20 protein-coding genes are annotated in these 26826 nt (G+C 60.3%); 9 read left to right on the top strand and 11 right to left on the bottom strand.

The genetic code is table 11. From position 1 onward, the window contains the following. Positions 1–22: 22 nt before the first annotated feature. From KGB25_RS26990 to metE, 3 genes are all read right to left on the bottom strand, one after another. The gene (locus KGB25_RS26990; protein WP_223437428.1) at positions 23–688 is read right to left on the bottom strand and encodes a DsbA family oxidoreductase; all 666 of its coding nucleotides are present in this window, start codon (positions 686–688) and stop codon (positions 23–25) included. 132 nt (positions 689–820) lie between these two features. Next, on the bottom strand, positions 821–1855 hold the full coding sequence (locus KGB25_RS26985; RefSeq protein ID WP_008043579.1) for an alpha/beta fold hydrolase: 1035 nt from the start codon (positions 1853–1855) through the stop codon (positions 821–823). Positions 1856–2082: 227 nt separating this feature from the next. Then, the gene (gene metE, locus KGB25_RS26980; protein WP_223437426.1) at positions 2083–4395 is read right to left on the bottom strand and encodes a 5-methyltetrahydropteroyltriglutamate--homocysteine S-methyltransferase; all 2313 of its coding nucleotides are present in this window, start codon (positions 4393–4395) and stop codon (positions 2083–2085) included. A 108-nt stretch (positions 4396–4503) separates the two neighbouring features. Between metE and metR the strand changes: the two genes are divergently transcribed. Next, entirely contained in the window at positions 4504–5421 is a 918-nt protein-coding gene (gene metR / locus KGB25_RS26975; RefSeq protein WP_008032216.1) for a transcriptional regulator MetR, read from the top strand. A 187-nt stretch (positions 5422–5608) separates the two neighbouring features. On the opposite strand, the gene KGB25_RS26970 is transcribed toward metR, so the two are convergent. The 4 genes from KGB25_RS26970 to KGB25_RS26955 form a co-directional block, all read right to left on the bottom strand. Next, positions 5609–6106 carry a GNAT family N-acetyltransferase gene (locus KGB25_RS26970; RefSeq protein WP_207286685.1) on the bottom strand — a complete coding sequence of 166 codons (498 nt, stop codon included), beginning with the start codon at positions 6104–6106 and terminating at the stop codon, positions 5609–5611. A 2-nt stretch (positions 6107–6108) separates the two neighbouring features. Next, positions 6109–6747 (bottom strand): LysE family translocator, encoded by a 639-nt coding sequence (locus KGB25_RS26965; RefSeq protein WP_008032220.1) that lies wholly within the window; start codon positions 6745–6747, stop codon positions 6109–6111. Between the two features lie 22 nt (positions 6748–6769). Further along, a complete protein-coding gene (locus KGB25_RS26960) occupies positions 6770–7204 on the bottom strand; it encodes an NUDIX hydrolase (RefSeq protein ID WP_008043577.1) in 435 nt (144 codons plus the stop codon). Positions 7205–7405: 201 nt separating this feature from the next. Then, on the bottom strand, positions 7406–8785 hold the full coding sequence (locus KGB25_RS26955; RefSeq protein WP_223437425.1) for an HD domain-containing phosphohydrolase: 1380 nt from the start codon (positions 8783–8785) through the stop codon (positions 7406–7408). Between the two features lie 258 nt (positions 8786–9043). Here KGB25_RS26955 and KGB25_RS26950 point away from each other — a divergent pair, with 258 nt between their 5' ends. From KGB25_RS26950 to KGB25_RS26930, 5 genes are read left to right on the top strand one after another with little or no spacing between them, the layout of a single operon-like run. Beyond that, on the top strand, positions 9044–11329 hold the full coding sequence (locus KGB25_RS26950; RefSeq protein WP_008043573.1) for a putative bifunctional diguanylate cyclase/phosphodiesterase: 2286 nt from the start codon (positions 9044–9046) through the stop codon (positions 11327–11329). Beyond that, positions 11326–13200 carry a putative bifunctional diguanylate cyclase/phosphodiesterase gene (locus KGB25_RS26945; RefSeq protein WP_223437423.1) on the top strand — a complete coding sequence of 625 codons (1875 nt, stop codon included), beginning with the start codon at positions 11326–11328 and terminating at the stop codon, positions 13198–13200. Before KGB25_RS26950 ends, KGB25_RS26945 begins: the two co-directional genes overlap by 4 nt. 44 nt (positions 13201–13244) lie before the next feature. Further along, positions 13245–14204: a cytochrome-c peroxidase gene (locus tag KGB25_RS26940; protein WP_207286683.1), complete on the top strand. Its 960-nt coding sequence runs from the start codon at positions 13245–13247 to the stop codon at positions 14202–14204. After that, positions 14201–16012 carry a DAHL domain-containing protein gene (locus KGB25_RS26935; protein WP_008043569.1) on the top strand — a complete coding sequence of 604 codons (1812 nt, stop codon included), beginning with the start codon at positions 14201–14203 and terminating at the stop codon, positions 16010–16012. Before KGB25_RS26940 ends, KGB25_RS26935 begins: the two co-directional genes overlap by 4 nt. Next, positions 16009–17415 (top strand): ATP-binding protein, encoded by a 1407-nt coding sequence (locus KGB25_RS26930; protein WP_223437421.1) that lies wholly within the window; start codon positions 16009–16011, stop codon positions 17413–17415. Before KGB25_RS26935 ends, KGB25_RS26930 begins: the two co-directional genes overlap by 4 nt. Positions 17416–17527: 112 nt before the next feature. Here KGB25_RS26930 and KGB25_RS26925 read toward each other — a convergent pair whose 3' ends face one another. Further along, positions 17528–18853, bottom strand: a complete 1326-nt coding sequence (locus KGB25_RS26925; RefSeq protein WP_223437419.1) for an APC family permease — start codon at positions 18851–18853, stop codon at positions 17528–17530. Between the two features lie 224 nt (positions 18854–19077). Next, the gene (locus KGB25_RS26920) at positions 19078–19899 is read right to left on the bottom strand and encodes a carbon-nitrogen hydrolase family protein (RefSeq protein ID WP_008043565.1); all 822 of its coding nucleotides are present in this window, start codon (positions 19897–19899) and stop codon (positions 19078–19080) included. A 126-nt stretch (positions 19900–20025) separates the two neighbouring features. Here KGB25_RS26920 and KGB25_RS26915 point away from each other — a divergent pair, with 126 nt between their 5' ends. Both KGB25_RS26915 and KGB25_RS26910 read left to right on the top strand, forming a co-directional pair. After that, the gene (locus tag KGB25_RS26915) at positions 20026–20826 is read left to right on the top strand and encodes a helix-turn-helix transcriptional regulator (RefSeq protein WP_008032237.1); all 801 of its coding nucleotides are present in this window, start codon (positions 20026–20028) and stop codon (positions 20824–20826) included. A 152-nt stretch (positions 20827–20978) separates the two neighbouring features. After that, positions 20979–22598, top strand: a complete 1620-nt coding sequence (locus KGB25_RS26910; RefSeq protein WP_223437417.1) for an FMN-binding glutamate synthase family protein — start codon at positions 20979–20981, stop codon at positions 22596–22598. Positions 22599–22613: 15 nt separating this feature from the next. On the opposite strand, the gene KGB25_RS26905 is transcribed toward KGB25_RS26910, so the two are convergent. After that, positions 22614–24122, bottom strand: coding sequence for a glucosyltransferase domain-containing protein (locus KGB25_RS26905; protein ID WP_223437415.1), 1509 nt, complete (start codon positions 24120–24122; stop codon positions 22614–22616). 1 nt (position 24123) lies between these two features. Continuing rightward, complete coding sequence (locus KGB25_RS26900; RefSeq protein ID WP_008043559.1) at positions 24124–25065, bottom strand: glycosyltransferase family 2 protein; 942 nt, start codon at positions 25063–25065, stop codon at positions 24124–24126. Positions 25066–25313: 248 nt separating this feature from the next. Here KGB25_RS26900 and KGB25_RS26895 point away from each other — a divergent pair, with 248 nt between their 5' ends. Continuing rightward, positions 25314–26462 (top strand): OpgC family protein, encoded by a 1149-nt coding sequence (locus tag KGB25_RS26895; RefSeq protein ID WP_008043557.1) that lies wholly within the window; start codon positions 25314–25316, stop codon positions 26460–26462. Positions 26463–26826 lie beyond the last annotated feature (364 nt).

Raw genomic sequence — 26826 nt, 5'->3', positions numbered from 1 at the left:
ATCAATCCAGTCAACCAAGCGATCAGCTTACAGTCCCGCCTTTTGATTCACTCATGATCTGCCGAATCGCCCCCACAAACGTCTCCACCGGCTGCCCGCCACTGACCGCATATTGCCCGTTGAACACCACCGTCGGCACCGAACTCCCCCCCCGCGACAACCACAACTGCTCTTCCTCACGCACCTCTTTAGCGAACTCGTCCGAGGCCAGAATCGCCTCGGCCCGCTCCCGCTCCAGACCAACGCTTTGCGCAATCTGCACCAACTGAGTGTGGTCAGACGGATTGCCGCCCTCCGTGAAATACGCCTTGAACAACGCCTCTTTCAAATTGAACTGCAACCCCTCCAGCCCCGCCCAGAACAACAACCGATGCGCATCGAACGTGTTGTAGATGCGACTGTTGCCGTCGGTGCGAAAGGCGAACCCGACTTCGGCGCCACGCGCACGGATCATTTCGCGGTTCTTCTGCGACTGCTCCGGGGTCGAGCCGTATTTCTCGGTGATGTGTTCAGTGATGTTCTGCCCTTCCGGGCCCATCTTCGGGTTCAGCTCGAACGGCTGGAAGCGGATCTCGGCCTGGACCTCGCCCCCCAGCAGATCCAGGGCACGGGTCAGGCCGTACAGCCCGACAACGCACCAGGGGCAGGACACGTCGCTGACGAAATCGATTTTCAGGGGGGTACTCATCACTCACCTCGCAGGCTGGATACGGGCCGGAAAAGTTGAACGATACACCTGTGGGTCTGAGTACATCTGCTAGAAATTGGTTGGCTGTCAGGCCGCCTTCGCGGGCAAGCCTCGCTCCTACGCGGTTGGGGGTTACAGGAGGTTGTGTTCGGCCACCGGATCGATCTGCGCCCAATGCGAAGTGTCCTCGCGATGGGCCTGCAAATAGGGCAGCACCGCCGCAAGCAATGGCGCTTTGAAGGCTTCCTGAAAACGATGGGCCAGCCCCGGAATCAGCTTCAACTGGCTGCCACGAATATGCGCCGCCAGGTGCACGCCATGCATTACCGGCAACAGCGGATCGGCAGTGCCATGAACCACCAGCGTCGGCACCCGCAGTTGATTGAGCAGTGCTACCCGGCTCGGCTCCGCGAGGATCGCCATGATCTGACGCTTCACGCCCTCGGGGTTAAACGCACGGTCATAGGACTGCGCCGCCTGATGCAGCAGCGCTTGCCGATCATCACTCACCGACGGGCTACCCAGCGCCGCCAACAAATCAGCCTGCTGCTCCAGCGCCACCTCACGATTCGGCGCGCCACGCCGCGAAAGCAGCTGCACCAGCGCCGCGTTCGGCGCCGGCAAGCCTTCGGCACCGGAACTGGTCATGATCAGCGTCAGGCTCTCGACCCGCTGCGGCGCCATGGCCGCCATGTGCTGGGCGATCATCCCGCCCATGCTCGCGCCCAGTACGTGGAATTGCTCGACGTGCAAGGCATCCATCAAACCCAGCGCATCGTCGGCCATGTCGGTCAGGGAATACGGCGCCGATACCGGCAAGCCGAGTTTGTAGCGCAGCACTTCGAAGGTCAGGTTGGCGTCGGCAGGCGATTGCCGCCAGGTGGACAGGCCGACATCGCGATTGTCATACCGGATGACCCGAAACCCCTGCTGACACAGCGCAACCACCACCTCGTCCGGCCAGTGAATCAACTGCCCGCCCAGGCCCATCACCAGCAGCAACGCCGGATCGGAGGCGCGGCCGATGCTCTGGTACGCCAGGCTCACCTGCGCCAGATCGACCCGTTCGGTCGGAACATTGACATCGCATCGAGACGCCGCAAAGGACGGAAGGCCAAAGAACAACGCGGCCAGGAAGGCCGCCGTTGATAAAAATCGTGCACGCATGAAAAACACCGAAACGCAGAACCCCAGTAGAGCGCGAGTCTGATGAAGTTTGTTGAAGCGCGCTGCCACAGTTACGTGACAGTTTGATGAAGAGTGCTGAACGGTCGTATTCGTCGCGCAGGCAACGATCTGTAGGAGCCGGCTTGCCGGCGATGAACGATAACGCGGTGAGTGCTAATCATCGCGGTGCGGCCATCGCCGGCAAGCCGGCTCCTACAAGGACGGTGTCAGGCCAGCTGACTGCGCAGTTGCCGCGCCGCCGCCACCATGTTCACCAATGCCGCTTCAGTTTCCGGCCATGCCCGGGTCTTCAAACCGCAATCCGGGTTCACCCACAACCGCTCTGCCGGAATGCGCTTCACGGCCTTGCTCATCAACTTGACCATCTCGGCCGTGTCCGGTACCCGTGGCGAGTGAATGTCGTAGACGCCCGGACCGATGTCATTCGGGTAGTCGAATGCTTCGAAGGCTTCCAGCAATTCCATGTCCGAACGCGAGGTTTCGATGGTGATCACGTCGGCATCCATGTCGGCAATCGCCTTGATCACATCATTGAATTCGCTGTAGCACATGTGCGTGTGGATCTGGGTTTCATCGCGCACGCCGGAGGCGCTCAAGCGGAACGCTTCCACCGCCCAATCGAGGTATTCCTGCCATTGCGCCCGACGCAGTGGCAAGCCTTCGCGGAACGCGGCTTCGTCGATCTGCACGATCTTGATGCCGGCGCTTTCCAGGTCGACCACTTCGTCACGCAGGGCCAACGCCAACTGCTGCGCCTGGACTTTGCGCGAAACGTCTTCACGCGGGAACGACCACATCAGCATGGTCACAGGACCGGTGAGCATGCCTTTCATGACCTTGTCGGTCTGGCTCTGCGCGTAGCTGATCCAGTCGACCGTCATGGCTTTCGGACGGCTCAGGTCGCCATAGATGACTGCCGGTTTGACGCATCGCGAGCCATAGCTCTGGACCCAGCCAAAGCGGGTGAACAGGTAGCCGTCCAACTGCTCGGCGAAGTATTCGACCATGTCGTTGCGTTCGGCTTCACCGTGTACCAGCACATCCAGCCCCAGACGTTCCTGGACTTGCACGGCGTGGCGAATTTCGTGGTGCATGGCGTCGGTGTAGTCGTTGGCTGACAGCTTGCCTTGCTTGTAGGCCTGTCGCGCCAGACGGATCGAACCGGTCTGCGGGAACGAGCCGATGGTGGTGGTCGGGAACGCCGGCAGTTTCAAGCGCGCACGTTGTTGTTCGATGCGTTTGGCGAACGGCGATTGGCGTTGGCTGTCCGCTGCACTGATGGCATTAATGCGCGCCTGCACTTCAGCTTTGTGAATACGCGGCGACTCGGCACGGCTGGCCTGAATCGCCCGGCTTTGCGCCAGCGCGGTTTGCACTTTGGGCGATTGCGGATCGTTGAGCGCGTCGCGCAGCACGGCGATTTCGCCACACTTCTGCACCGCAAACGCCAGCCAGCTTTTCAGTTCCGGATCGAGTTTGTCTTCGCGTTCCAGGTCTACCGGGCTGTGCAGCAGCGAGCAGGAACTGCTGACCCACAGGTTGTCGCCGAAACGTTCCTGGGCCAATTGCAGTTGTGCGAGCACCGGTTCCAGTTCGCAGCGCCAGACGTTGCGGCCGTTGACCAGGCCCACCGAAAGAATCTTGTAGGTCGGCAGACGATCGAGCACGTGCAGCAGTTGGTCGGGGGCGCGCACCGCATCGATGTGCAAACCTTGTACAGGCAAGCCGACGGCCAGGCCGAGGTTGTCTTGCAGGCCGCTGAAGTAGGTCGCCACCAGCTTTTTCAGCGGCGAATACTGGAGGATGTGGTAGGCGCGCTCGAAGGCATTTTTCCATTCTTGCGGCAGGTCGAGGGTCAGGATCGGTTCGTCGATCTGCACCCACTCCACACCTTGTGCCGCGAGGCGGCCGAGGATTTCACCGTAGATCGGCAGCAGGCGCTCCAGCAGGTCGAGCTTGTCGAAGTCGTTGCCTTTGGCCTTGCCCAGCCACAGGTAAGTCAGCGGGCCGATGATCACCGGTTTGACGTTGTGGCCAAGGGCCTTGGCTTCGTCGACTTCGTCGAACAGCTGTTCCCAGCTCAGCTTGAACTGCTGGTCAGCGCTGAATTCCGGGACCAGGTAGTGGTAGTTGGTGTCGAACCACTTGGTCAGTTCCTGGGCGTATTGCGCTTTGCTGTGTTCGCCACCGCAGCAAGTGGTGGTGGCGCCACGGGCCATGGCGAACAACGTGTCGAGCGTCGGCAGGCCCCTGGCATTCTTGGCGCTGTCGAAACGCTCCGGGATTACACCGAAGGTCAGGGAATGCGTCAGGACCTGGTCGTACCAGGCGAAGTCGCCGACCGGCAGCAGGTCGATGCCGGCGTCTTTCTGTAATTGCCAGTGGGTGGCGCGCAGTTGGCGGCCGACGCTCTTCAGCGCGTCCTGATCGAGATCGCCCTTCCAGTAGGATTCGAGGGCTTTTTTCAGTTCGCGGTCAGCGCCGATGCGTGGAAAACCAAGTGTGTGGGCCAGAGCCATGGTGAGTTTCTCCTTGTAAAAGATGGCGCTATTGTCGACAGCCAACCCAACATGAGACAAACTCAACCTTTTCGTGTTGATCACAAGTTTTCCTCATGGAGCCCTCCGGTGCTTGAAATCCGTCACTTGAAGACCCTGCACGCCTTGCGCGAAGCCGATAGCCTGGTCGATGCCGCCGACCGCCTGCACCTGACGCAGTCGGCGCTGTCCCACCAGTTCAAGGAACTGGAAGAGCGCATGGGCATGCCGCTGTTCGTGCGCAAGACCAAACCGGTGCGCTTCACCAGTGCCGGTTTGCGCCTGCTGCAACTGGCCGACGCCACCCTGCCACTGCTGCGCGGCGCCGAGCGTGATATCGCGCGGCTGGCCGGTGGCACCGCCGGGCGCCTGCACATGGCGATCGAGTGCCACAGTTGCTTTCAGTGGCTGATGCCGACCATCGACCAGTTCCGCGATGCCTGGCCGGAAGTCGAGCTGGACCTGGCCTCGGGCTTCTCTTTCGCGCCGCTGCCGGCGTTGGCCCGTGGTGATCTGGACCTGGTGGTGACCTCCGATCCGCTGGAACTGGCCGGGATCACGTATGTGCCGTTGTTCACTTATGAAGCCATGCTCGCGGTTGCCAATCAGCACCGTTTGGCGAACAAGGCGTACATCGTTCCGGAGGATTTGCTCACGGAAACCCTGATCACTTACCCGGTGGAACGTGACCGGCTGGACATCTTCACCCGCTTCCTGGAGCCGGCCGACATCGAACCGGCCCAGGTCCGTACCTCGGAACTGACGGTGATGATGATGCAGTTGGTCGCCAGCGGTCGTGGTGTGTGCGGCATGCCGCACTGGGCGCTGCATGAATACAGTTCACGGGGCTACGTGAAGGCCAAGCGGCTGGGCGAGAAGGGATTGTTTGCGACGTTGTACGCGGCGGTTCGTGCGGACATGCTGGATGCGCCGTATATGCGCGACTTCCTGCTGACGGCAAAAGACACGTCGTTCTCGACCTTGGACGGGGTCAGCGCCGTCCGCTAGCACAACACGGACTTGTAGGAGCCGGCTTGCTGGCGATGGCGGTGTATCAGGCGCCATTGATATTGACTGATCCACCGCCATCGCCAGCAAGCCGGCTCCTACAGGGGATCGTGGTGGATTCAGATTTCGCGTCGCATATGGATCGTGGTGGATTCAGATTTCGCGTCGCATATGGATCGTGGTGGGTTCAGATCTCGCGCCACATATGAATCTTGTCGAAGTAGTCCTCGCCCACCCGCACCGCCAGTGGTTCGAGGCCGAACTGGATGAAGCCGCAACGCTGGTACAGGCTGAACGCCGCGTCATTGCCGGCGGTAACGGTCAGTTGAATCAGCCTCAACCCCGGGTGGGTTTGCGCTTCGGTCAACGCCGCCTGCACCAGTTGATACCCGAGCCCGCGCTGGCGGACCTGACTGGACACGTACATGCCAAACAGCGTCGCCTTGTGCCGGGCCTTTTCCCGAGGATCGAAGGCAAGGCCGACGATGCCCGACAGCTTCCCTTCCTCAAACGCCCCGAACACCACATCGAGTTTGTTGCTCAGGCGCGATTCCCACCAGCTCAGCGGCATCGTGGCGCGTTCGCGCACGGTGGAGGTAAACGCCTGGGGATGCAGGTCGTAGGCTTCGAGCATCAACGCCCGATAGTCCAGGGCATGGCTGGCATCAAGCCGTTCAATCCACATGTTCACGCTGTCCGTCGTTGCTCAAGCATCAGCCGCACGGCCAGCGCCGCCAACACAAACCCCATGAAGTAACGCTGCACCGCCAGCCAGGTCGGGTTGTTGACGAACCACGACGCGATGCCGGCGGCGAACACCGCGATCAGCAGGTTGACGCTGAAACTGACGCTGATCTGGGTCAGGCCGAGGATGATGCTTTGGTTGAACACCGAACCGTGCTCAGGGGTGATGAATTGCGGAAACACCGAGAGGTAAAACACCGCAATTTTCGGGTTCAGGGCGCTGGTCAAAAAGCCCATGGTGATCAGTTTGCGCGAGGAATCCGGCGGCAACTGCTGTGCCTCGAACGGCGAACGCGCGCCCGGTTTGACCGCCTGCCAGGCCAGCCACACCAGGTACAGCGCGCCGGCCCACTTCAACACTTCATAGGCCATCGGCACCGCGAGGAACACCGCCGTCAATCCCGCTGCCGCGGCGAACAGGTGCACAAAAAAACCCGCCACCACACCGAGCAGCGAAGTGACTCCGGCCTTGCGCCCCTGGCAGATCGAACGAGAGATCAGGTAAATCATGTTCGGTCCCGGCGTCAGTACCATCAGCAACGCGGCAGCGGCGAAGATCAGCAAGTCTTGAAGCGGGATCATGGCGGTTCCTTGGCGTGAATGATCAGGCGATTGCGCTCAGCGAGGCTCGATAAAACGGCAGGATCAGGTCGCGTGTCAATGGCGCCAGCGTCACATCGCCGTCGGTGGCGGGGTCGATCCAGCGCACCTCTTCGATTTCCGCCGCAGGCGATACGTCTGAATCGATGGTCAGCAGAAAGAGTTCGGCCTGTACGACAAAACCTGGCTCGTTGGCGGCCGGTGCCGAGAACTGCCCCAGATAAGTGGCGTGCGCCGGATCGATGGCCAATCCCAACTCTTCTTCCAGCTCACGCACCAGGGCGTGAACCGGTTGTTCATGGGCTTCGATCTTGCCGCCCGGTTGCATGAAAGCTTCAGTGCCACGTTTGCGCACCAGCAGCGTGCGACCGTCAGGGCCGATCAACAAGGCGGCGGCGATGTGGATGATGCGGGGGGAAGTGGCGGATGCAAGCGTCATGAGTGAGGCGAGGCCTTGGCTAAAAGGTGCAAGCATCACATGAGTGGCGGGACATCGTCACGCCGAAAAAACCTCTGGCAGAGCATACCCGCCCCTTGTAGGAGCGAGCTTGCTCGCGATGATCGTCAACGATAACGCGGTAGGCCCGGCAGCCCGCAGCGTTCTCAGGTTCATCGCGAGCAGGCTCGCTCCTACAGAGGATCAGTGCTGAGCCTGGGGAACCTGTTCCATCTCGAGAATCGCGCTGTTCACTTCTTCCGGCACCTTCACGAAAATGCTGTATTTCGCGCCCTCCATGGCCTCGAAGGCGATCAGCTTTTCCACCAGCGGTCCGTTCAGCACCTTGCCGGCGTTGAGCAACAGCATGCCGTTGTCGGCGTTGAGGTTGCGCGCCAGGACCATCCCCGCTGCCAATTCCCGGGTGGTCATGACCTTGACCATCGGATCGGCCAGGGACACATCGCTCAGGTACGCGGCACACACCTTGATGAAATCCTCCACCATCTCGGGGTCGTAGAGTTTTCCGGCGTAGCTGCGGATATACACCAGCGCCTCATCGCTGTTCATCTGCCGTTCCAGGATCAACCCGCGCTGCAACTCGATGAAATCCACTGCCAGTTTCAACAGCCGGGAACCGACCGGTATCGCCTCGCCCTTGAGCCGGTCGGGAAAACCGCTGCCGTCCCAACGCTCCTGATGGTGAAGAATCAGACGGGCAGCGTCCTTCATCGGGTCGAGCGTCATCAACAGGGATTCGCTCTGCTTCGGATAATTGCGATAACGCTCGCGATCATTGTGATGCAACAGGTCCGCGGGGGCGGTCATCATGCTGTCGGTCCAGCTCAGCTTGCCGATGTTGTAGAGCGCCGCCGCCATGGTCAGGTCGCGGCTGGTGCCTTCGTCCAGGCCATGAAGTTTGCAGTACACCCGCACCAGTTCGATGATCTGGCGGTTGGTCTGTTTGGCCGGCGGCATGCGCAGGTTGGCCAGCAGCGAGAACATTTCGGTGCCGGTAACGTAACTGTGCTTGAGCTCTTCGTAGGCCAGGTCGAGCATGTCGGCGGTCTGCTGCAGCTCAGCGGTGCGGGAGGCGACGCGTTTGTCCAGGGTGATGTTGAGCAGCTTCAATTCCTGATTCTGATCCCACGTTTCCTGGACCAGACGCAACCGTTCACGCTCGGAATGCTGATACGCGAGTGATTGTCGCAGGACCAGCAGCATTTCCTCATCGTGCCAGGGTTTGCTGATGTAACGGTGAATCTGCCCGTCATTGATGGCCTTGATAATGGCTGACGGATCGGCATAACCGGTCAGCATGATGCGCACGGTATCGGGGTAATGCTGGTGGATGAGGGCCAGCAGCGTGGCGCCGTCCATGTTGGGCATGCGCGCGTCACTCATCACCAGGTCGATGGGCTGCTGCGCCATGATTTCCAGGGCCTGGGCGCCGCTGGTGGCCAGCAACACGTCGTAGGGCTGGCCGCGCAACAGTCGACGCAGGCTATTGAGGATGGACTCCTCATCGTCGACCAGCAGCACTTTGGGTTTATAGGTGGACCTCGTGGGGAGTTGCTCTTCCATGGCATTACCTCGGGCGAAAACGGTTACAGCGATATGTCGGGAACCGGGCAAACATCCCCTATTGCCGGATCCTGACCTACAGGCTAGATGATTTTCGACCCACCACTGCAATGATTCGTTTCAGTCGGTTGCGCGAAGTCTGATCCGGGCGACTATGCTCACGTCACTCGGATCCATTATCTGTACGTTCGGCCAAGCGGTCAGGGAAAGGATGCCCCTTATGAACACGGTGTATCAAAACGCTGTCGGTCCCGGCATATGGCGATGAATACGCTGTTGTCGCGGACCAATCGTCGGATTCTTATCGTCGACGACACCGCTTCAATCCACGAGGACTTCATCAAGATCCTCAGCCCGCCTTCGTTTGACGACGACAGCCTGACCAGCGCTGAAAATGCCTTGTTCGGCACCACGGCGGCCATCACGTTGCAGAGCTTCATCCTAGATTCGGCGTTTCAGGGCCTTGAAGCACTGGACAAGGTCGAGACGGCCCTGGCCAACGACCTGCCTTATGCAATGGCCTTCATCGACATGCGCATGCCGCCGGGCTGGGACGGCCTGGAAACCATCGAACGGCTGTGGCAGGTCGATCCGAAGCTGCAAGTGGCGCTTTGCACGGCCTACTCCGACTATTCCTGGGAAGACATCGACGAGCGCCTGGAACTCGGCGACCGCCTGCTGATTCTCAAGAAACCGTTCGATGCCATCGAAATCCGCCAGATGGCCAGCGCGCTGACCGCCAAGTGGCAAATGACCGAAGACGCGGCGCTGAAGATGTCGCTGCTCGAACAAGCGGTCGAGGAGCGTACCCGGGAACTGTCCGATGCCAACATCATCGTGCAGAACAGCCCGACCATTCTCTATCGGCTGCGGGGCGAACCGTCGTTTCCACTGATGTACATCTCGCACAACATCACCAAATACGGGCATGTCGCGGCGAAACTGGTGGCCTCGGCCAACTGGGCCCGGGAGCTGATTCATCCTGACGATCAAGCGAAGGTCGACACGGCGATGGCGCGGGTGCTGGACCGCCATGCCGCCGGAGCGTCCATCGAGTTTCGGATGCGCACTGGCGAAGGGGCCTGGCGCTGGGTGGAAAACCGCTACATCCCGGTGCGCGACGATGAAGGCCGCCTGCTGGAAGTCGAAGGCATCATCATCGACATCACCGAGCGCAAGCTGGCCGAGGAGAAAATCTTCCTGCTGGCGCGCACCGACGGGCTGACCGGGCTGGTCAACCGCGCGACGCTGATCGAACGGCTGCACCAGGCCTTCGCCGCTGCGCGTCGTGGCGCGACCCCGTTTGCCATCTTTTATCTGGACCTGGATCACTTCAAACGCATCAACGATACCCTCGGGCACCCGGTGGGCGATCTGTTGCTGCAAGAAGTCGCCCGGCGGATCAAGGCATGCGTACGAGAGAACGATATCGTCGCCCGCCTTGGCGGCGACGAGTTCGCGATCCTGCAACTGGACGTCAGCGACCCGACCCACTCCGCGTCCCTGGCCACCAAGGTCCGCGACGCGCTGGTGCTCCCCTACTCCCTGGCCGGCAACGATGTCCGGGTGTCGGTCAGCATCGGCATCAGCAGCTACAGCCCGGCCTGCACCAGCGCCGACGGCCTGCTGACCCAGGCCGACATGGCGCTCTATCGCTCCAAGGAAAAGGGCCGAAACCAGTACCACTTCCACTCCGAAGAGATCAATCAGGAGATGGTCGAGCGCATGACCATCGCCAGCGAATTGAGAGAGGCCATCGAGCACGATGAACTCGAACTGCGTTACTGGCCGGAAGTGGACCTGAGCAGCGGCAAGATCCTCGGGATGGAAGCGCAGGTCACCTGGAATCACCCCGGGCGCGGCTTGCTGGAAGCCTCCGCGTTCCTGCCTGCCGCCGAAAAGACCGGCACCATCATCGCCCTCGGTCACTGGGTACTCGATCGCGCCTGCCGGCAAATGCGCCAGTGGCGGGATGAAGGTGTCGCGCCACCGGTGATTGCGATCAAGCTGTCCCTGGCCCAGCTCAAGAGCGGCCCGGAACTGATTTATGACGTGCTGCGCACCACCGCGCGCTGGGAGCTCTGCGCCTGGGACCTGCGCTTCGACGTCACCGAGGCGACGCTGGCCCAGACCAAATGGACCCACAACGATGTGCTGCCGCGCCTGCGGGAGCTGGGGGTGAAGATTGCCATCGACGACTTCGGCACCGAGTATTCGTCGTTCGATTACCTCAAGACCTATCAGGTCAATCACCTGAAGCTCGCTCAACCGTTCATCGATACCGCCGCCCGCGACCCGGCCAGTGCCAACACCTTGCGCGCCATTATCAATTTCGCCCGGGAGGTAGGGATCGGAATCATCGCCGAAGGTGTCGAAACCCAGGAACAGCGCAGTTCATTGATGGCCACCGGGTCGCCGATGAACGCCCAGGGTTACTTCTTCAGCAAAGCGGTCAGCAGCCAGCAGGCCGCCGAGCTGCTGAAAGCCGGAAGCATCGTGCCGATCCGGGACAACCCGCACCGGTCCACGGAGGACAAAGGATGAAAGTGCCTTGCGTGCGGACCAACCGGCGCATCCTGATCGTCGACGACACGCCTTCGATTCATGATGACTTCCGCAAGATCCTCGGCCCCGAAACCGACGATGAACAGACCCTCGCTGGCACAGAAGCCGCACTGTTCGGCACGCCGCACACGGATCGCCTGACGTTTCAGCTCGACTCGGCGTACCAGGGCCAGGAAGCCCTCGAACTGGTCAAACACGCATTGGCTGAAGGCCGCCCCTATGCGCTGGTGTTCACTGACATGCGCATGCCGCCGGGCTGGGACGGCCTGGAAACCATCAAGCAAATGTGGCAAGCCGACCCGCACCTGGAAATCGCGCTGTGCACCGCTTTTTCGGATTACACCTGGGAAGCCATGACCGAACGGCTGGAGTTCGGCGACCAGATGCTGGTGCTGAAAAAGCCCTTCGACAGCCTGGAAATCCGCCAGATGGCCAGTGCCCTGACCTGGAAATGGCAGATGGCGCAGGACGCGGCGATGATAGTGCTGAGCCTGGAGCAAACCATCGAGGCGCGGGTTCACGAGCTGCTCAAGGTGTCGCACTTGCTGCAGTACGACGTGTTGACCGAGTTGCCCAACAGCACGTTGCTGGGTGACCGGTTGAACCAGTCGCTGGCCCTTTCACGACGCAATGACAAACAACTGGCAGTGATGTTTCTGGGGCTCGACCGCTTCAAGCGCATCAACAATGCGCTCGGCCATCCGGCCGGTGACGAGATGTTGAAACAGGTCAGCCGCAATCTGGTGGCCACCGTGCGCGAGTCGGATTCGGTGTTTCGCTATGGCTCCGACGAATTCGTGGTCATCCTCGCCGACATTCGCCACCCTCAACAGACCAGGGGCATCGCCGAAAAACTCTTGAACGCCATTCGCATCCCCCTGCATATCGCTGGCCACGACTTGAGCGTGACCGCGAGCCTGGGCATCAGCATTTATCCCGATGATGGCCTCGAAGCGATCGAGCTGATCAAAAAAGCCGAGACCGCGATGCGCAACATCAAGGAAATCGGCCCGAATGATTTCAGCTTTTTCATCGATGAAATGAACCAGCGCGCCAGGGATCAGCAAAGTATCGAAACCGGTATTCGCCTGGCGCTGGAGCGCAACGAGTTTGTCCTGCATTACCAACCCAAACTGGACCTGAGCAGTGGTCAGGTGGTTGGTGCCGAGGCGTTGATCCGCTGGCAGAAACCGGGGCACGGGTTGATCTACCCTTCGGAGTTCATCGGTGTGGCCGAAGACAGCGGTCTGATCGTGCCGCTGAGCAAATGGGTGCTGGCCGAGGCCTGTCGACAAGCCTGCGCCTGGCAAGCCGAAGGGCTGCCAAAAATATGCATGTCGGTGAATATGTCGGCCATCGATTTCCGCCAGCGCGACTTTGTCGACGGCATCGGACTGACCCTCGAACAAACGGGCCTGGAACCGGCGTTGCTGGAACTGGAAATCACCGAAGGCGTGTTGATGCAAAACATCGACACCACCGTCACCGCCCTGACCCGACTCAAGGTCATGGGTATCCGGCTGGCCATCGATGACTTCGGCACCGGCTACTCCAGCCTCAGCTACTTGCGGCGCTTTCCCATCGACGTGCTGAAAATCGACCAGTCGTTCATTCGCGGTTTAAGCACCGACAGCAACGACGCTGCACTGGTCAGCGCCATCATCAGCCTGGGCCGCAGCCTCAAGCTGACCATCATCGCCGAAGGGGTGGAAACCCTCGAACAGCTGGATTTCCTCAAGGCCCATCGATGTGAAGAAGGCCAGGGTTACTACTTCAGCAAAGCCGTCGAACCGGACGCCTTCGCCCGATACCTTGAGTCGGTGAAACCTGCTCCATTTACCGCCACGTGAACGATGCGCAACGACACACGGGCTATCAGCCAAGGAATTATCAGATGTCGCCGTCCATTCACTACCTGCTCCTGGTGCCGCTGCTCGGGTTCTGTCTGAGCACCGTCGCCGCGCCGCTGGACGAACCCCTCAAGCCACTGCCAACGGCGCCTGCACAGAATCCTCTGCGCGTCGAACTCGGTCGCCAGTTGTTCAATGAAACGCGGTTGTCGGTCAACAACACGCTGTCCTGTGCCAGTTGCCATCGACTGGAAAACGGTGGGGCCGATACCCAGGCGTTTTCCATCGGCTTCGCCGGTCAGCCAGTGACGATCAACACCCCCAGCGTGTTCAACGCCACCCTGAATTTCCGGCAGTTCTGGAACGGGCGCGCCGACACCCTGGAATCCCAGGTCCATGAAGTGGTGAAAAGCCCCAGCGAAATGGGCAGCAACTGGGAGCACGTAGTGGAAGTGCTGTCCGCAGACACGGGTTACCGCAGCGCATTTACCAACGCCTACCCGGACGGCGTGACCATGAACAATGTGCAAAACGCCCTGGCCACTTACGAACGAACGCTGCTCAGCAGCAACTCGCGGTTTGATCAGTATCTGCTGGGTAACACCGACATCCTCACGACCGAGGAAAAGTACGGCTACCAACGCTTCAAGGATTATGGCTGCATCGCCTGCCATCAAGGCGTGAACATCGGCGGCAACATGTTCCAGAAGTTCGGCGTCATGGGCGATTACTTCAAGGTTCGCGGCAACCCGACCGACTCCGACCTGGGTCGCTATCTGGTGACCAAGGATGAAGAGGACCGCAACGTGTTCAAGGTACCGAGCCTGCGCAATGTCGCGGTGACCGCACCGTATTTTCACGACGGCTCGGCCAACACGCTGGAAGAAGCGGTGGACGTGATGTTCAAGTTCCAGCTCGGTCGCATTCCTTCCGCCGAGGACAAAACCCTGATCATCAAATTCCTCAAGACCCTGACCGGTGAGTGGGGAGGCAAACCCTTATGAAAATGTCCCGCCGTCGCAGCCTCGCACTGCTGGGCGTCGTCGCTTTGTTACTGGCCTCGACGCTGCTGTTCCTGTACCTCAAGTCGAATTCGAACGAGACGTCGACCTACGCCGAATCCCGGGACCTGATCGGCCGGATCAAACAGCTCAACGCGCAATGGGAAACCGAGATTCTCAAGGCCAGGATCGCCACCAACCACAACTACGATCCGTTGGTCGCGCCGCTGACCGAGATGACAAAGCTGTGGGAGCGGTTCGACACCATGGAGTCGAACCACGGCCGCAACGACTCGCCGATCTGGCGCGCCAGCCATGATGCGTACCTGGCCGCCATCGAGGAAAAGACCCGGCTGGTGGAACAGTTCAAGTCCCACAACGCGCTGCTGCGCAACTCACTGGCGTTCCTGCCCACCGCCGAGGACGACATTCAGGAGCCCCTGGCCCGGTTGGTGGATGGCGACAAACTGCAACTGCAGAACATCGCCACCGACACTTACGATTTGCTGCTCAGCAGCCTGGAGTTCGCCCAGGTCACTTCCGACGACAAGGCCGCTGACATTCTGGTCGGGCTGAACAAGCTAGGGGTGAACAAGCTGCGCCTGCCCGAGCAGTTTCACAGCCCGATCGATATTCTGAGCACCCACATTTCACTGATTCTGCGCGAACAACCGGTGGTCAACCGCTTGCTGGGAAATATCGAAGCGATTCCCGTCGCCGAGCGTCTGGACGACATCACCAGCCTGTTGAACAAGGACCAGCAACAGGCCGATGTGGTCGAGCAGCGTTATCACTTTTACATGCTGGTGTTCTCGGTGTTGCTGGTCCTGTTGCTGGTGTACCTGGCCATTCACTTGATGCGCAGTTTCAGCATTATCAATCGCGTCAACAGAGCCCTGAAAAACGCCAATGACGAACTGGAACTGCGGGTAGAGGAACGCACCCGTGAACTCAAGGATACCCAGAGCGAGCTGCTCGACACCGCGCGCCAGGCCGGCATGGCCGAGATCGCCACCAACGTGCTGCACAACGTCGGCAACGTGCTCAACAGCGTCAACATCTCGGCCGACCTGGTCTCGCGCAAACTGCGCGCCAGCAAGGCCCAGGGGCTGGGCAAAGCCATGCAATTGATCAACGAACACCCCGGCGACCTCGGCACCTTCCTGACCCAGGACGAGAAAGGCAAGTTGCTGCCCGGCTACCTCAACCAACTGGTCGAAGCCATCGCCCTCGAACAGCAAGGCATGAGCGACGAACTGGCCCAACTGAGCAAAAGTGTCGACCACATCAAGGACATCGTCGCCACCCAGCAATCCTACGCGGGCGCCAACAGCCTGGTGGAGCCGCTGCACATCAGCGAATTGCTGGAGGATGCCCTGCGCATGAATTCCGGCGCGCTGACCCGGCATCACGTCACGGTGGTCAAGGAGTACGGCGAGGTGCCGCAGGTCATGGGCGACAAGCACCGGTTGCTGCTGATCCTGATCAACCTGATCAGCAACGCCAAGTACGCGATGTCTGACCTCAGCAACCGCCCGCGACAAATGACCCTCGGGGTCAAAGTGGTCGACGACGCCACGCTACAAGTCAGCGTCAAGGATGATGGCGAAGGCATCGCCCCGGAAAACATGACGCGCATCTTTGCCCACGGCTTTACCACCCGCAAGGAAGGTCACGGCTTTGGTCTGCACAGTTGCGCACTGGCAGCCATCGAGATGAATGGCCACCTCACCGCCCACAGTGACGGGCCGGGCAAGGGCGCACTGTTCACCCTGCAGATCCCGCTGAAAACCGTCATGGAGGAGGCATGAGCGAACTGTCGAACCGCCGCATTTTGCTGATCGATGACACGCCGTCCATTCATGTGGATTTCCGCAAGATCCTCACGCCGACGCCCGTACAGACCGTCGAGCTGGATGAGATGGAGGCCGCGCTGTTCGGCAGTGAAGTGAAATCCACCCGCGCGCTGTTCGAGCTGGATTCGGCGTATGGCGGCCAAGAGGGTCTGGGCAAACTCCAAGAAGCCTTGCAGCAAAACCAGCCCTACGCGCTGGCCTTCGTCGACATGCGCATGCCCGAAGGCTGGGACGGCGCACAAACCATCGAGCATCTGTGGCAGGAAGACCCGCGCCTGCAAGTGGTGGTGTGTACCGCCTACTCCGACTATTCCTGGGATGAACTGCTGGACCGTTTGCAGGCGCACGACCGTCTGCTGATTCTGAAAAAACCGTTCGACAACATTGAAGTCCAGCAGATGGCCAACACCCTGCTGACCAAATGGGACATGACCGAACGGGCCTTTGTGCAGATGAGCCACCTGGAGCATCTGGTGGATCAGAGAACGACACAGTTCAAACAGGCCAGTGAGGCATTGCAACGGGAAATCGACGAACGCAAACAGCTTGAATCGCAATTGGTGCAGTCGGAAAAACTCGCGTCACTGGGGCAACTGGCGGCCGGCGTCGCCCATGAAATCAACAACCCCATCGGCTTCATTTCCTCCAACCTCGGCACCCTCGATGGCTATTTCAAACAGCTGCAGGAAATGCTCGACGCTTATCGGGATGCGGAAGAGGCGATCGGTTCCAGCGAGCTGGTCGAGCGCTTGAAACAGCTGCGTGAGCGAATCGAACTGGAATTCCTGCGCGACGACATCCCGTTGCTGATCAAGGAATCCAAGGACGGCATCAGCCGCGTCGGGCAGATCGTCAAAGACCTGAAGGAATTCTCGCGGGTGGACTCCAACCAGGAATGGCAATGGGCGAATCTGCAGCAAGGCATCGAATCGACGCTGAACATCGTGGCCAATGAACTGAAGTACAAGGCCGATGTGGTGAAGGACTATCAGCACCTCCCCGACATCGAATGCCTGCCCTCGCAGATCAACCAGGTGATCATGAACCTCATCGTCAACGCCTCGCAGGCCATCGGCCCGGAACGTGGCACCCTCACCCTGCGCACGGGCATCGACGGTGAAAAGGTGTGGATCGAAGTCGCCGACACCGGCACCGGCATCCCGCCGGCCAGCCTGCAAAAAATCTTCGACCCGTTCTTCACCACCAAACCGGTGGGCCAGGGGACCGGGCTTGGGTTGTCCCTGTCCTATGGCATCGTGAAGAAACACCGGGGGGATATTTCGGTAGTGAGTGAAGTCGGCGTTGGCAGCACTTTCCGCGTCGAATTGCCGATCCACCAATCAAAACCCACTGCCTGAACACAGCCCCCTGTAGGAGCTGGCTTGCCAGCGATGGCAATCTCAAGACCTGCGTAAATCTTGAGACCGCCATCGCCGGCAAGCCGGCTCCTACAAAGGTGTTCGGTATGCGTTATGTGGCTTCCTGAAAATCCATCTCCGGCGGCTGGCGACGGAATCCGCCGGTCAGCACCGCCAGGTACACCACGCCAATCGCCAGCCAGCTCAGGCCCAGGTAAATCGCCAGGTGATCGAGGCTGACCATCAGCCACAAATCCGCCGCCAGGCCAATGAACGGGAAGATCAGGAACAGCACCAACTCACGCAGCCCCTTTTTCTCGCCGCCAATCCAGTAGTGAAAAATCACCGACAGGTTCACCAGGCTGAACGCCAGGAACGCGCCGAAGTTGATGAACGAGGTCGAGGTGGTGACGTCCAGTTTCAGCGCCAGCAACGCAACCACTGCGCACAGCAGGATGCTGTTGATCGGCGTCCCGAAACGCTCATGCAACGTACCGAAGAAGGATTTCGGCAGCACGCCGTCGCGGCCCATGGCGTAGAGCAGGCGCGAACCGCTGGCCTGAGCCGACAGCCCCGAAGCGAATTGACCGACGATCAAGCCAATCAGGAAGATCGACACGAACAGGTCGCCACCGATGTTGCGGGCAATTTCATAGGCTGCCGAATCGACGCTGTCGAACTGGAACGACGGGTGCGCGATCTGCACGAAGTACGACACGCCGACGAAGATCAGCCCGCCGATCAGGGTAATCAACATGATCGCCCGCGGGATGGTGCGGCGCGGATCGCGGGTTTCTTCGGTCAGGGTACTGACCGCGTCGAAACCGAGGAACGAGTAACAGGCGATGGCGGCACCGCTCATGATCAGTGGCATCTGCATGTCGCCGTTGAAGAACGGTTTCACCGACCACAACGGCGTGCTCGCATCGCCGCCGACGTAATGCACGCACAGCGCCACGAAGGCGATCAGCACCAGAAACTGCACCAGCATCAGCAAGGCGTTGATACCGTTGGCCAGTTTCAGGCCGACGATGTTGATTGCGCTGGTGATGCCGATGAACGCCAGCACCCAGATCCATTGCGGCACGGCCGGGAATGCGGAGTTGAGGTAAGCCGCGCCGATCAGCCAGATTGCCATCGGCAGGAACAGGTAATCGAGTAGCACCGCCCAACCGGCGATGAAACCGAGTTTCGGGCTGATCGCCTTGCGCACGTAGCTATAGGCCGAACCAGCGACAGGGAATGCCGAGGCCATCCGGCCGTAACTCATGGCGGTAAAGAACATCGCCACCAGCGCCGCGAGGTACGCGGCCGGCACCATGCCAGCGGTGGATTGAGCGAGGATGCCGAAAGTGCCGAGCACAACGATCGGCGTCATGTAGGCGATGCCAAACAGCACCACCGCCCCCAATGACAGGGTGCGTTGCAAACGAGCCATGAGCGACTACTCCGAATTTTATTGGATTTATGGCAGAGCCGAGTTCGGCGCAAATTACGGGTGTTGCGTTTGTTGTTCTTGGTTTCAGACCGACAAAGATGTGTTGCCTGTCAGGGCCTCATCGCCGGCAAGCCAGCTCCTACAGTTGATCGCGGGCGGTCACAAACTCTGTGTTCACTAGAGATCCCTGTAGGAGCTGGCTTGCCAGCGAAAGCGTCAGCCGCTCAGCGCACAGGAATCAGCAGCTCCCTCAATCCAGAAGCATGCTCAACCATCTCCCCCGGCAACTTCAGCCGCTGATCATCCAGGTAGCGGTAATCCTGCCGCGCAGCTTCCAGCTGACTGAAATCCAGCTCCACCGCAAACTGCCCCTCCTCGCGCCCGGCCTCGAACAACAGCGTGCCCAGCGGATTCACCAGCGCACTGCCGCCGGCAAACAACAACCCGCCATCGCCCTCTTCCACCCGGTTGACCATCAGCGCAAACGCCTGGTTTTCCTGGGCGCGGGCCATGATCGCGGTGCGGTGCGTCGGGCCGTACGGGTCCATGTTGCCGTTGGTGACGATCAGCAATTCGGCGCCCAGTTGCGCCAGGGCGCGGGCGGTTTCCGGGAATTCGATGTCGTAGCAGATCAGCAGGCCGACCCGCACGCCGTTCCACAGGCACGTGGCGTAGCGGTCGCCCGGCTCGTACACGCCGCGATCCGACGCCCACAGGTGCGTCTTGCGGTATTTCAGTGCGATGCCTTGTGGGGTAATCAGCAGCGTGGTGTTGAAAAAACGACCGTTGTCGTTTTCCGCCGTACCGATCACCACGGCGATGTTGCGCTCGCGGGCCGCGGCGACGATTGCGCTGACGGTCGGACCGTTCAGCGGTTCGGCAACGGCTGCCACGGTCTCGGCCGACGGGAAGCCCATCAAGTGGCTTTCGGGAAACATGATCAACTGCGTGTCGGCGGCGCAGGCACCAATCGCCGCCAGAGCGCGTTCGAGGTTGTAAGCCGTGTCGTTGTCACGGCCCGCCAGTTGGGCGAGTTCGACCTTCATGGGTATTCCTTGTTCTAGTGGCCGGGCGGCAGAAAGATTGCCCGGTCGTTGTCTGTGCGCCAGTATGCGCAGCAAGCAACCGGCCAGGGAATCACGCGGCTGGGGTAACCCGATAGGGGTAGATGCATGACACTTTCGTTAGACGACATCGCCTGGCACCGTTCGGTCGGGCAACTGATCGACGCCCTCGACAAGCCGAATTTCTGGACGCAGCTTGTCCGGTTACTGGATCAATACGTGACCTTCGACAGTTGGGTGGCGCTGCTTTTCAGCGCCGATCAGCACCCGCAAGTGTTCGCCGAATGTCCCGGTGAAGACGGCAGTCCGGATCAGTTGTTCCAGGATTACCTGCGCGGTTTGTACCTGCTCGACCCGTTCTACATTGCCTGTCGCGAGCAATCGCGCACCGGGCTGTATCGCCTGTCGGAAGTGGCGCCGGAGCACTTTGAGCTGACCGAGTATTACCAGCGCTACTTTCGTCTGAATGTGGTGGCCGATGAAATCCAGTTCAATTGTCAGCTCGAAGGCGACCGCACGTTGTGCCTGTCACTGGGCAGCAAGCAGCGTTTCAGCGGCCAGCAGATCGCTTTGCTGTCGTTGATCCAGCCGTGGGTGCTGGGTTTGTTGCGTCAGCGTCTGCCCTACGAAATCAACGAAGTCGTGGCTCTCGCGCCGGCACCGGTCCAAGGTGACTGGCGCGTTCAGCTGGAAGCCTCGGTGCAACAACTCAAAGGCGCGCAACTGACCGCCCGGGAGCTGGATGTCGGGCGTTTGATGCTCAGCGGTTGCTCCAGTAAAGAAATCGCCCGTAAGCTGGAAATCTCTGTCGAAACCGTGAAAGTCCATAAGAAACACATGTACAGCAAGCTGGGGATCAAGTCCCAGTCCGAGCTGTTTTCGATTTTCCTCCAGGCGCAGAATGCCTGACACAGCACGGTCCCGTAGGAGCGAAGCTTGCTCGCGAAGAGGCCATCACATTCAACATTGATGTTGGCTGAAATGTCGCTTTCGCGAGCAAGCTTCGCTCCTACAGGGATAGGTGTGCCGAACACAACCGAGTCCGAACCCAAGGAAACCGTATGAGCCTGTCACTCCTGAGCCGCTACGCCTTCTTTGCCGTCTGTGTGATTTTCACCCTCGCCAGTCTGCCGTTCCTGGAACACGACTGGCTCTGGCCGATCACCGCTGTCACCGGTGTCCTGAGCCTCGTGGGCCTGTTTGATCTGCTGCAAAGCCCTCACGCCGTACGCCGCAACTACCCGATCCTCGGCAACATCCGCTATCTGGTGGAAGGCATCCGTCCGGAAATCCGCCAGTACCTGCTCGAATCCGACAGCGACGCCCTGCCCTTCTCCCGGGCCCAGCGTTCGCTGGTCTATTCCCGCGCCAAGAACGAAAGCGCCGACAAACCCTTCGGCACGTTGATCGACGTGTACCAATCCGGTTTCGAATTCATCGGCCACTCGATGCGCCCGGCGCCGTTGAGTGACCCGAACAGTTTCCGAACCCTGGTCGGCGGCCCGCAGTGCACACAGCCGTACTCGGCATCGGTGTTCAACATCTCGGCCATGAGTTTCGGTTCGCTCAGCGCCAACGCCATTCGTGCCTTGAACCAAGGCGCCAAGCTCGGCAACTTCGCCCACGACACGGGTGAAGGCAGCATCAGCGCGTATCACCGGGAAAACGGCGGCGACCTGACCTGGGAACTCGGCAGCGGCTACTTCGGTTGCCGCACTGCAGACGGTCGCTTCGACCCGGAACGCTTCGCCGCCCAAGCGCAAACCCCGCAGGTGCGGATGATCGAAATCAAAATGTCCCAGGGCGCCAAACCCGGCCACGGCGGCATCCTGCCCAAGCACAAGGTCACCAAGGAAATCGCCGAAACCCGAGGCATCCTGATGGGCGAAGACTGCATCTCGCCATCGCGGCACAGTGCGTTTTCCACGCCAATCGAACTGATGCACTTCATCCAGCAATTGCGTGAACTGTCCGGCGGCAAACCGGTGGGCTTCAAGTTCTGCCTCGGCCATCCGTGGGAATTCATGGGCATCGCCAAGGCCATGCTGGAAACCGGCATCCTCCCGGACTTCATCGTCGTCGATGGCAAGGAAGGCGGCACGGGGGCCGCGCCTGTGGAGTTCACCGACCACATCGGCGTACCGATGCGCGAAGGTCTGCTGTTCGTGCACAACACGCTGGTGGGCCTGAACCTGCGGGACAAAATCAAACTCGGCGCCAGCGGCAAGATTGTCAGCGCCTTCGACATCGCCAGCGTGCTGGCCATCGGCGCCGACTGGGCCAACTCGGCGCGCGGCTTCATGTTCGCCATCGGCTGCATCCAGTCGCAGTCGTGCCACACCAACAAATGCCCGACCGGCGTCGCCACGCAGGACACCTTGCGCCAGCGTGCCCTCGTCGTCCCGGACAAGGCCCAGCGGGTGTTCAACTTCCACCGCAACACCCTCAAGGCACTCGCGGAAATGCTCGCCGCCGCCGGCCTCGATCATCCGTCGCAGTTGTCGGCCAAGCACCTGGTGCGGCGCATGTCCGCGACCGAGATCAAGCTGTTCTCGCAGCTGCATGTGTTTTTGAAACCGGGGGAATTGCTAACAGGGGAAGTGAACGGCGAGTTCTACTCACGCATGTGGCAGATGGCGCGGGCGGACAGTTTTGAGCCCAATGAAGTGGCAGCGGCCTGAGTCCAGCGAGGCGCTTCACCAGCGAAGCGCCTTGATCGGGGCCGGTTCTTTCATGACGATAAAACCGTAGTCCCCCAGCAGGTAAATCCGGTAGTACGGGCGCTCCAGCAACGGCGGATACCCCAGATAACCCAACCGTGTCGCATTGCGGCGCTCCTTCTCCGCGACCACGTTGGTGATGCCGAGCTTCGGCAGATTCTCGGCCAGCATGAAAAAGTCGATGTTCAGCAGATAGTGCAACACCGGCATCTGCTTGAACGAACCTGCTGCCCCCGACAGCCAGTGATCGGAATACGTCACCGACATGTAAATCCGCTTGGCCTCGCGTAATTCCCGATGCGTCGAAATGTCGTGCTCAAGGCTGAACAGTGCGCTGGTGCTGAAGGCTTTCTGCACCGTCAGCACCCGACCGTAAGCGAACGACAGCGACAGCATCGCCAGCAGTGGCACCGCCAGCAACAGCGTCAGTCGTTCATGGAGTTGCGCCAGCGCCAGATGGCTCAAGTAGAACAACAGCATCAATAAAACCGCGAAGCCCATCAGGGTTCGAGCGCCCTCGTTGAAGTCGCGGAAAAACAGCGCGACGCCGGATACCAGCAGCGTCACGACCGGCAAGGTCAGCAGACACAACAGGCCGATCAACGCTCTCTTCGGCCCGCTGTCCTGACGCTTCCACACCTTCAGCCCCAATTGCACAGCGCCGACGATGGCGCACAGCAACAGCGCGGCGAACACCCAGACCAATCCGCCATGAAACAGCAACACGACTTTTTCCAGCACTCTGCCGATGTTGATCTGCAGTTGCAGCAACGGCGCGGCGGTCCAGTTCAACAGCAGCGCGCGATCCTGCGCCATGAACGCCACGGCGCTGACGCAATACATCAACCACCCCATGGTGACCTGCGCCAGTTTCCAGCCGATCAGCCTGCACAACTGCGGCCAGGCCCATCGGTCATTTACGCCTCGCAGCAGTTCCAGGCAACACAAGCCCACAAACACATTGAGACTGATCTGATAAAGCCCCAGCGCCAGTGCAATCAGGAGCGAAGGCACCAGCCATTGCAGGCTGCGCGAAGGATGACGAAAGGTGATCGCGTAGATCACCGCCACCAGGCTCAGGGCCATGGCGGGGCCGTCATATTGATAAGACAGGTTTTGCAGAAAAAACGGGTTGTACCAGAGGGGCAACGGCACCAGGCAACAGGCGAGCGTCGGTTGCGCAAAGTAATGAAACGTCAGCCGGGTCAGTGCCGAGGCCATGGCCAGCGTGGCGATCAATAGCGGCAATGGAAAGATGTTCGGCGCCGCGCTGCCGAAGGTGAGCAGGTTGTAGAACAGCTGGGTAAACAGGCGCCCCTGCTCCGCCCAGGCCATGCCCGCCGACAGGGATCGCCAGTTATCATCGATGTACGGGTAGTCCGCAATAATCAGCGGCAGCACATACAGCAACGTCGCGAGCAGAAAAAACAGCCAGACCTGTCGGCCGCCGAGTTCCTTGCCGAGCACATCGCGGAATCGGCCCATGCTAAAGCCCGAGCCGGTCTTTGCCGCCGACGATGTCTTTGACCACGTAGCGCGGCCGGTGCTTGGCCTCGATATAGATCCGGCCGACGTACTCACCGAGGATGCCGATGCCAATCAACTGCACACCGCCAAGAAACAGAATGGCGGTCATCAACGATGGGTAACCGGGTACGCTGTTGCCGAAGAAAATCTTGTCCAGCACCATGTACACCGCGTAAAGCACCGCGAAAATCGAAATGCCGCCGCCGACGTACGTCCACAAACGCAGCGGCACAGTGCTGAACGACGTCACCCCTTCGAGTGCCAGGTTCCACAGTTTCCAGCCATTGAACTTGCTGCTGCCGGCCACGCGCCCGGCGCGTTCGTACTCCACCACCGCGGTGGTGAACCCGGCCCACGACAACACGCCTTTCATGAACAATTGATGCTCGGGCAGTGCGCGGATCACGTTGACCACCTTGCGATCCATCAACCGGAAATCGCCGACGTTCTCTTCGATCCGGGTGTACGCGATACGGTTCAGCACGTGGTAGAACAGCGCCGCGCTGTGGCGTTTGAGGTAACCGTCGGTGGCCCGGTTGCGGCGTTTGGCGAGCACCACGTCCGCGCCCTTTTGCCACTCGTCAATCAACAGTGGAATGACGCTGATCGGGTCCTGCAAGTCGACGTCCATGGGGATCACCGCATCGCCAGAAGCGTATTCCAGGCCGGCGAACAACGCCGGTTCCTTGCCGAAGTTGCGCGAAAAGTTGATCAACAACACACGCTCGTCGACCTGCGCCAGTGCCTTGACCTGTTCGGCCGTCCGGTCGGAGCTGCCATCGTTGATGAATACGATCTCGATCTCGTCGCCGCCCAGCCTCAACTCGCGCTGCACGGCCTGATAAAACAGGCTGATCGCTTGCTCTTCGTTGAAGACCGGAACGATCAGCGAAACCTTCACGTTTCACGCTCCTGAACCATGCTCGGTAAAGATTCGACAGCTGCCGTGCACCGTTATTCGGGCACGCCATCGCGCTGGCAGACCAGTGGATGGATTCTTTCAGCCAGTCACATCTGAGACATTCAGTAATAGCGTGTTTTTTGCAATTGTCGTCGAATCGCGCCACCCTGCGCGCCGCCGATGCGCGGCGCGCACCTTTTGCCGCGCTGACCACTCCTTATTCAACACCCGTTCACGAGCCCGCTGTCATGACGTTTGAACGCGATCACCGAATCGACTTTTTTCGAGGCCTGGCGCTGATCTTCATCTTCTGGGATCACGTGCCTCACAACCCCCTCGGTCAAATCACCCCGCGTAACTTCGGTTTCAGCGATGCCGCGGAAATTTTCGTGTTTCTCGCCGGTTACGCGGCCGTCCTGGCCTACGGGAAAATCTTCCGACGGGACGGTTATCTGATTGCCTGCGTGAAGATTCTGCGCCGCGCCTGGGTGCTCTACGTGGTGCATATTTTCTTGCTGGCGATGCTGATGGGCATCGTGTTCTTCGCCAACAGCCACGTGGAAACGAGGGATCTGGTGGAGGAAATGGGCATGCACCACTTCATCACCAACCCGCAGCAAGCCCTGGTCGATGAACTGCTGCTGCGCTTCAAGCCGAACCTCATGGACCCCCTCCCGCTGTACATCGTGCTGCTGGCCGGCTTGCCGCTGGCGCTGCCGATGCTGGTGCGCAAACCGTGGGCGGTGGTGGCCGTGTCGTTGACCGTGTACCTGTTGGCGCCGTGGTTCGGCTGGAACCTGGCGGCCATCAAGGATGGCGTGTGGTACTTCAATCCCGTGGTCTGGCAACTGCTGTTTGTGCTGGGCGGCGCGGCGGCGACTTACGGGCAGCGCCCCCGATTACCTGACGCGCGCCCGTTGCTGCGCCGGCCGTTGTTTGTCAGTGCCGTGGTGTATGTGGTGGTTACCGGCGTGCTGACCGTCTCCTGGCGATGGCCGGAAATACATGATGCGCTGATGCCTGCGTGGCTGAGCAACCTGTTGTACCCGATCAGCAAGACTGACTTGTCGCCGGTGCGGTTGCTGCACTTTCTGGCGCTGGCGTATGTCACGGCGAAACTGTTGCCCGATACCGGCTGGACGCAAAACTGGCTGGCGCAGCAAAGTTGTCGCATGGGGCGTTATTCGCTGGAAATCTTCTGCCTCGGCGTGTTGCTGGCGCCGTTGGCGGACATGGTCAATGCCATGACCGACGATGCGTTTGCCATGCAGATATTCACCGCCTTGGTGGGGGCGGGGTTGATGGCGTTGTTGGGGGCCTGGCTGGAGTTCAATAAACGGTTGAACCAGCCGGTCAACAGGTCGCAGCGTTCGGTAGCTGAACGGATCTCTCTGTAGGGGCTGGTTTGTCGGCGATAGCGGTCTATCCGGCGACCATTTTCTTTCGGGTGTACATATCCGTTGCTGCGGTGACGGCGGCTATTGGTTTCGCCCTTACGGCGAGTCACTTGGAAGAGCCCCAAGTAACCAAGGGCTCTTGCCCCTTTCGTTCGGTGCCTCGCTGTGGCTCGGCATGCCCTCGCTCCGGTCCTGCTCCGTGGGCCCGCCGCCATCGGCCATCCATGGCCGGGGGCGGCTAACCCGGCATCCATGCCGGGTTGCCCACTACGCAGAACCTCCACTCGGCCTCTCGAGGGGGCGCTCAGATCAAAAGCTGAAGGCGAGCTAACGCTCGGCCTGATGAGTGGTGGAAATCAAAAGC

The organism is Pseudomonas sp. BF-RE-21, assembly GCF_019947305.1.
In the GTDB taxonomy this organism is placed as follows: Bacteria; Pseudomonadota; Gammaproteobacteria; order Pseudomonadales; family Pseudomonadaceae; genus Aquipseudomonas; species Aquipseudomonas migulae.
The sequence above is the reverse complement of the archived record's forward strand: the minus strand, read 5'-3'. Positions and strand labels throughout refer to the sequence as shown.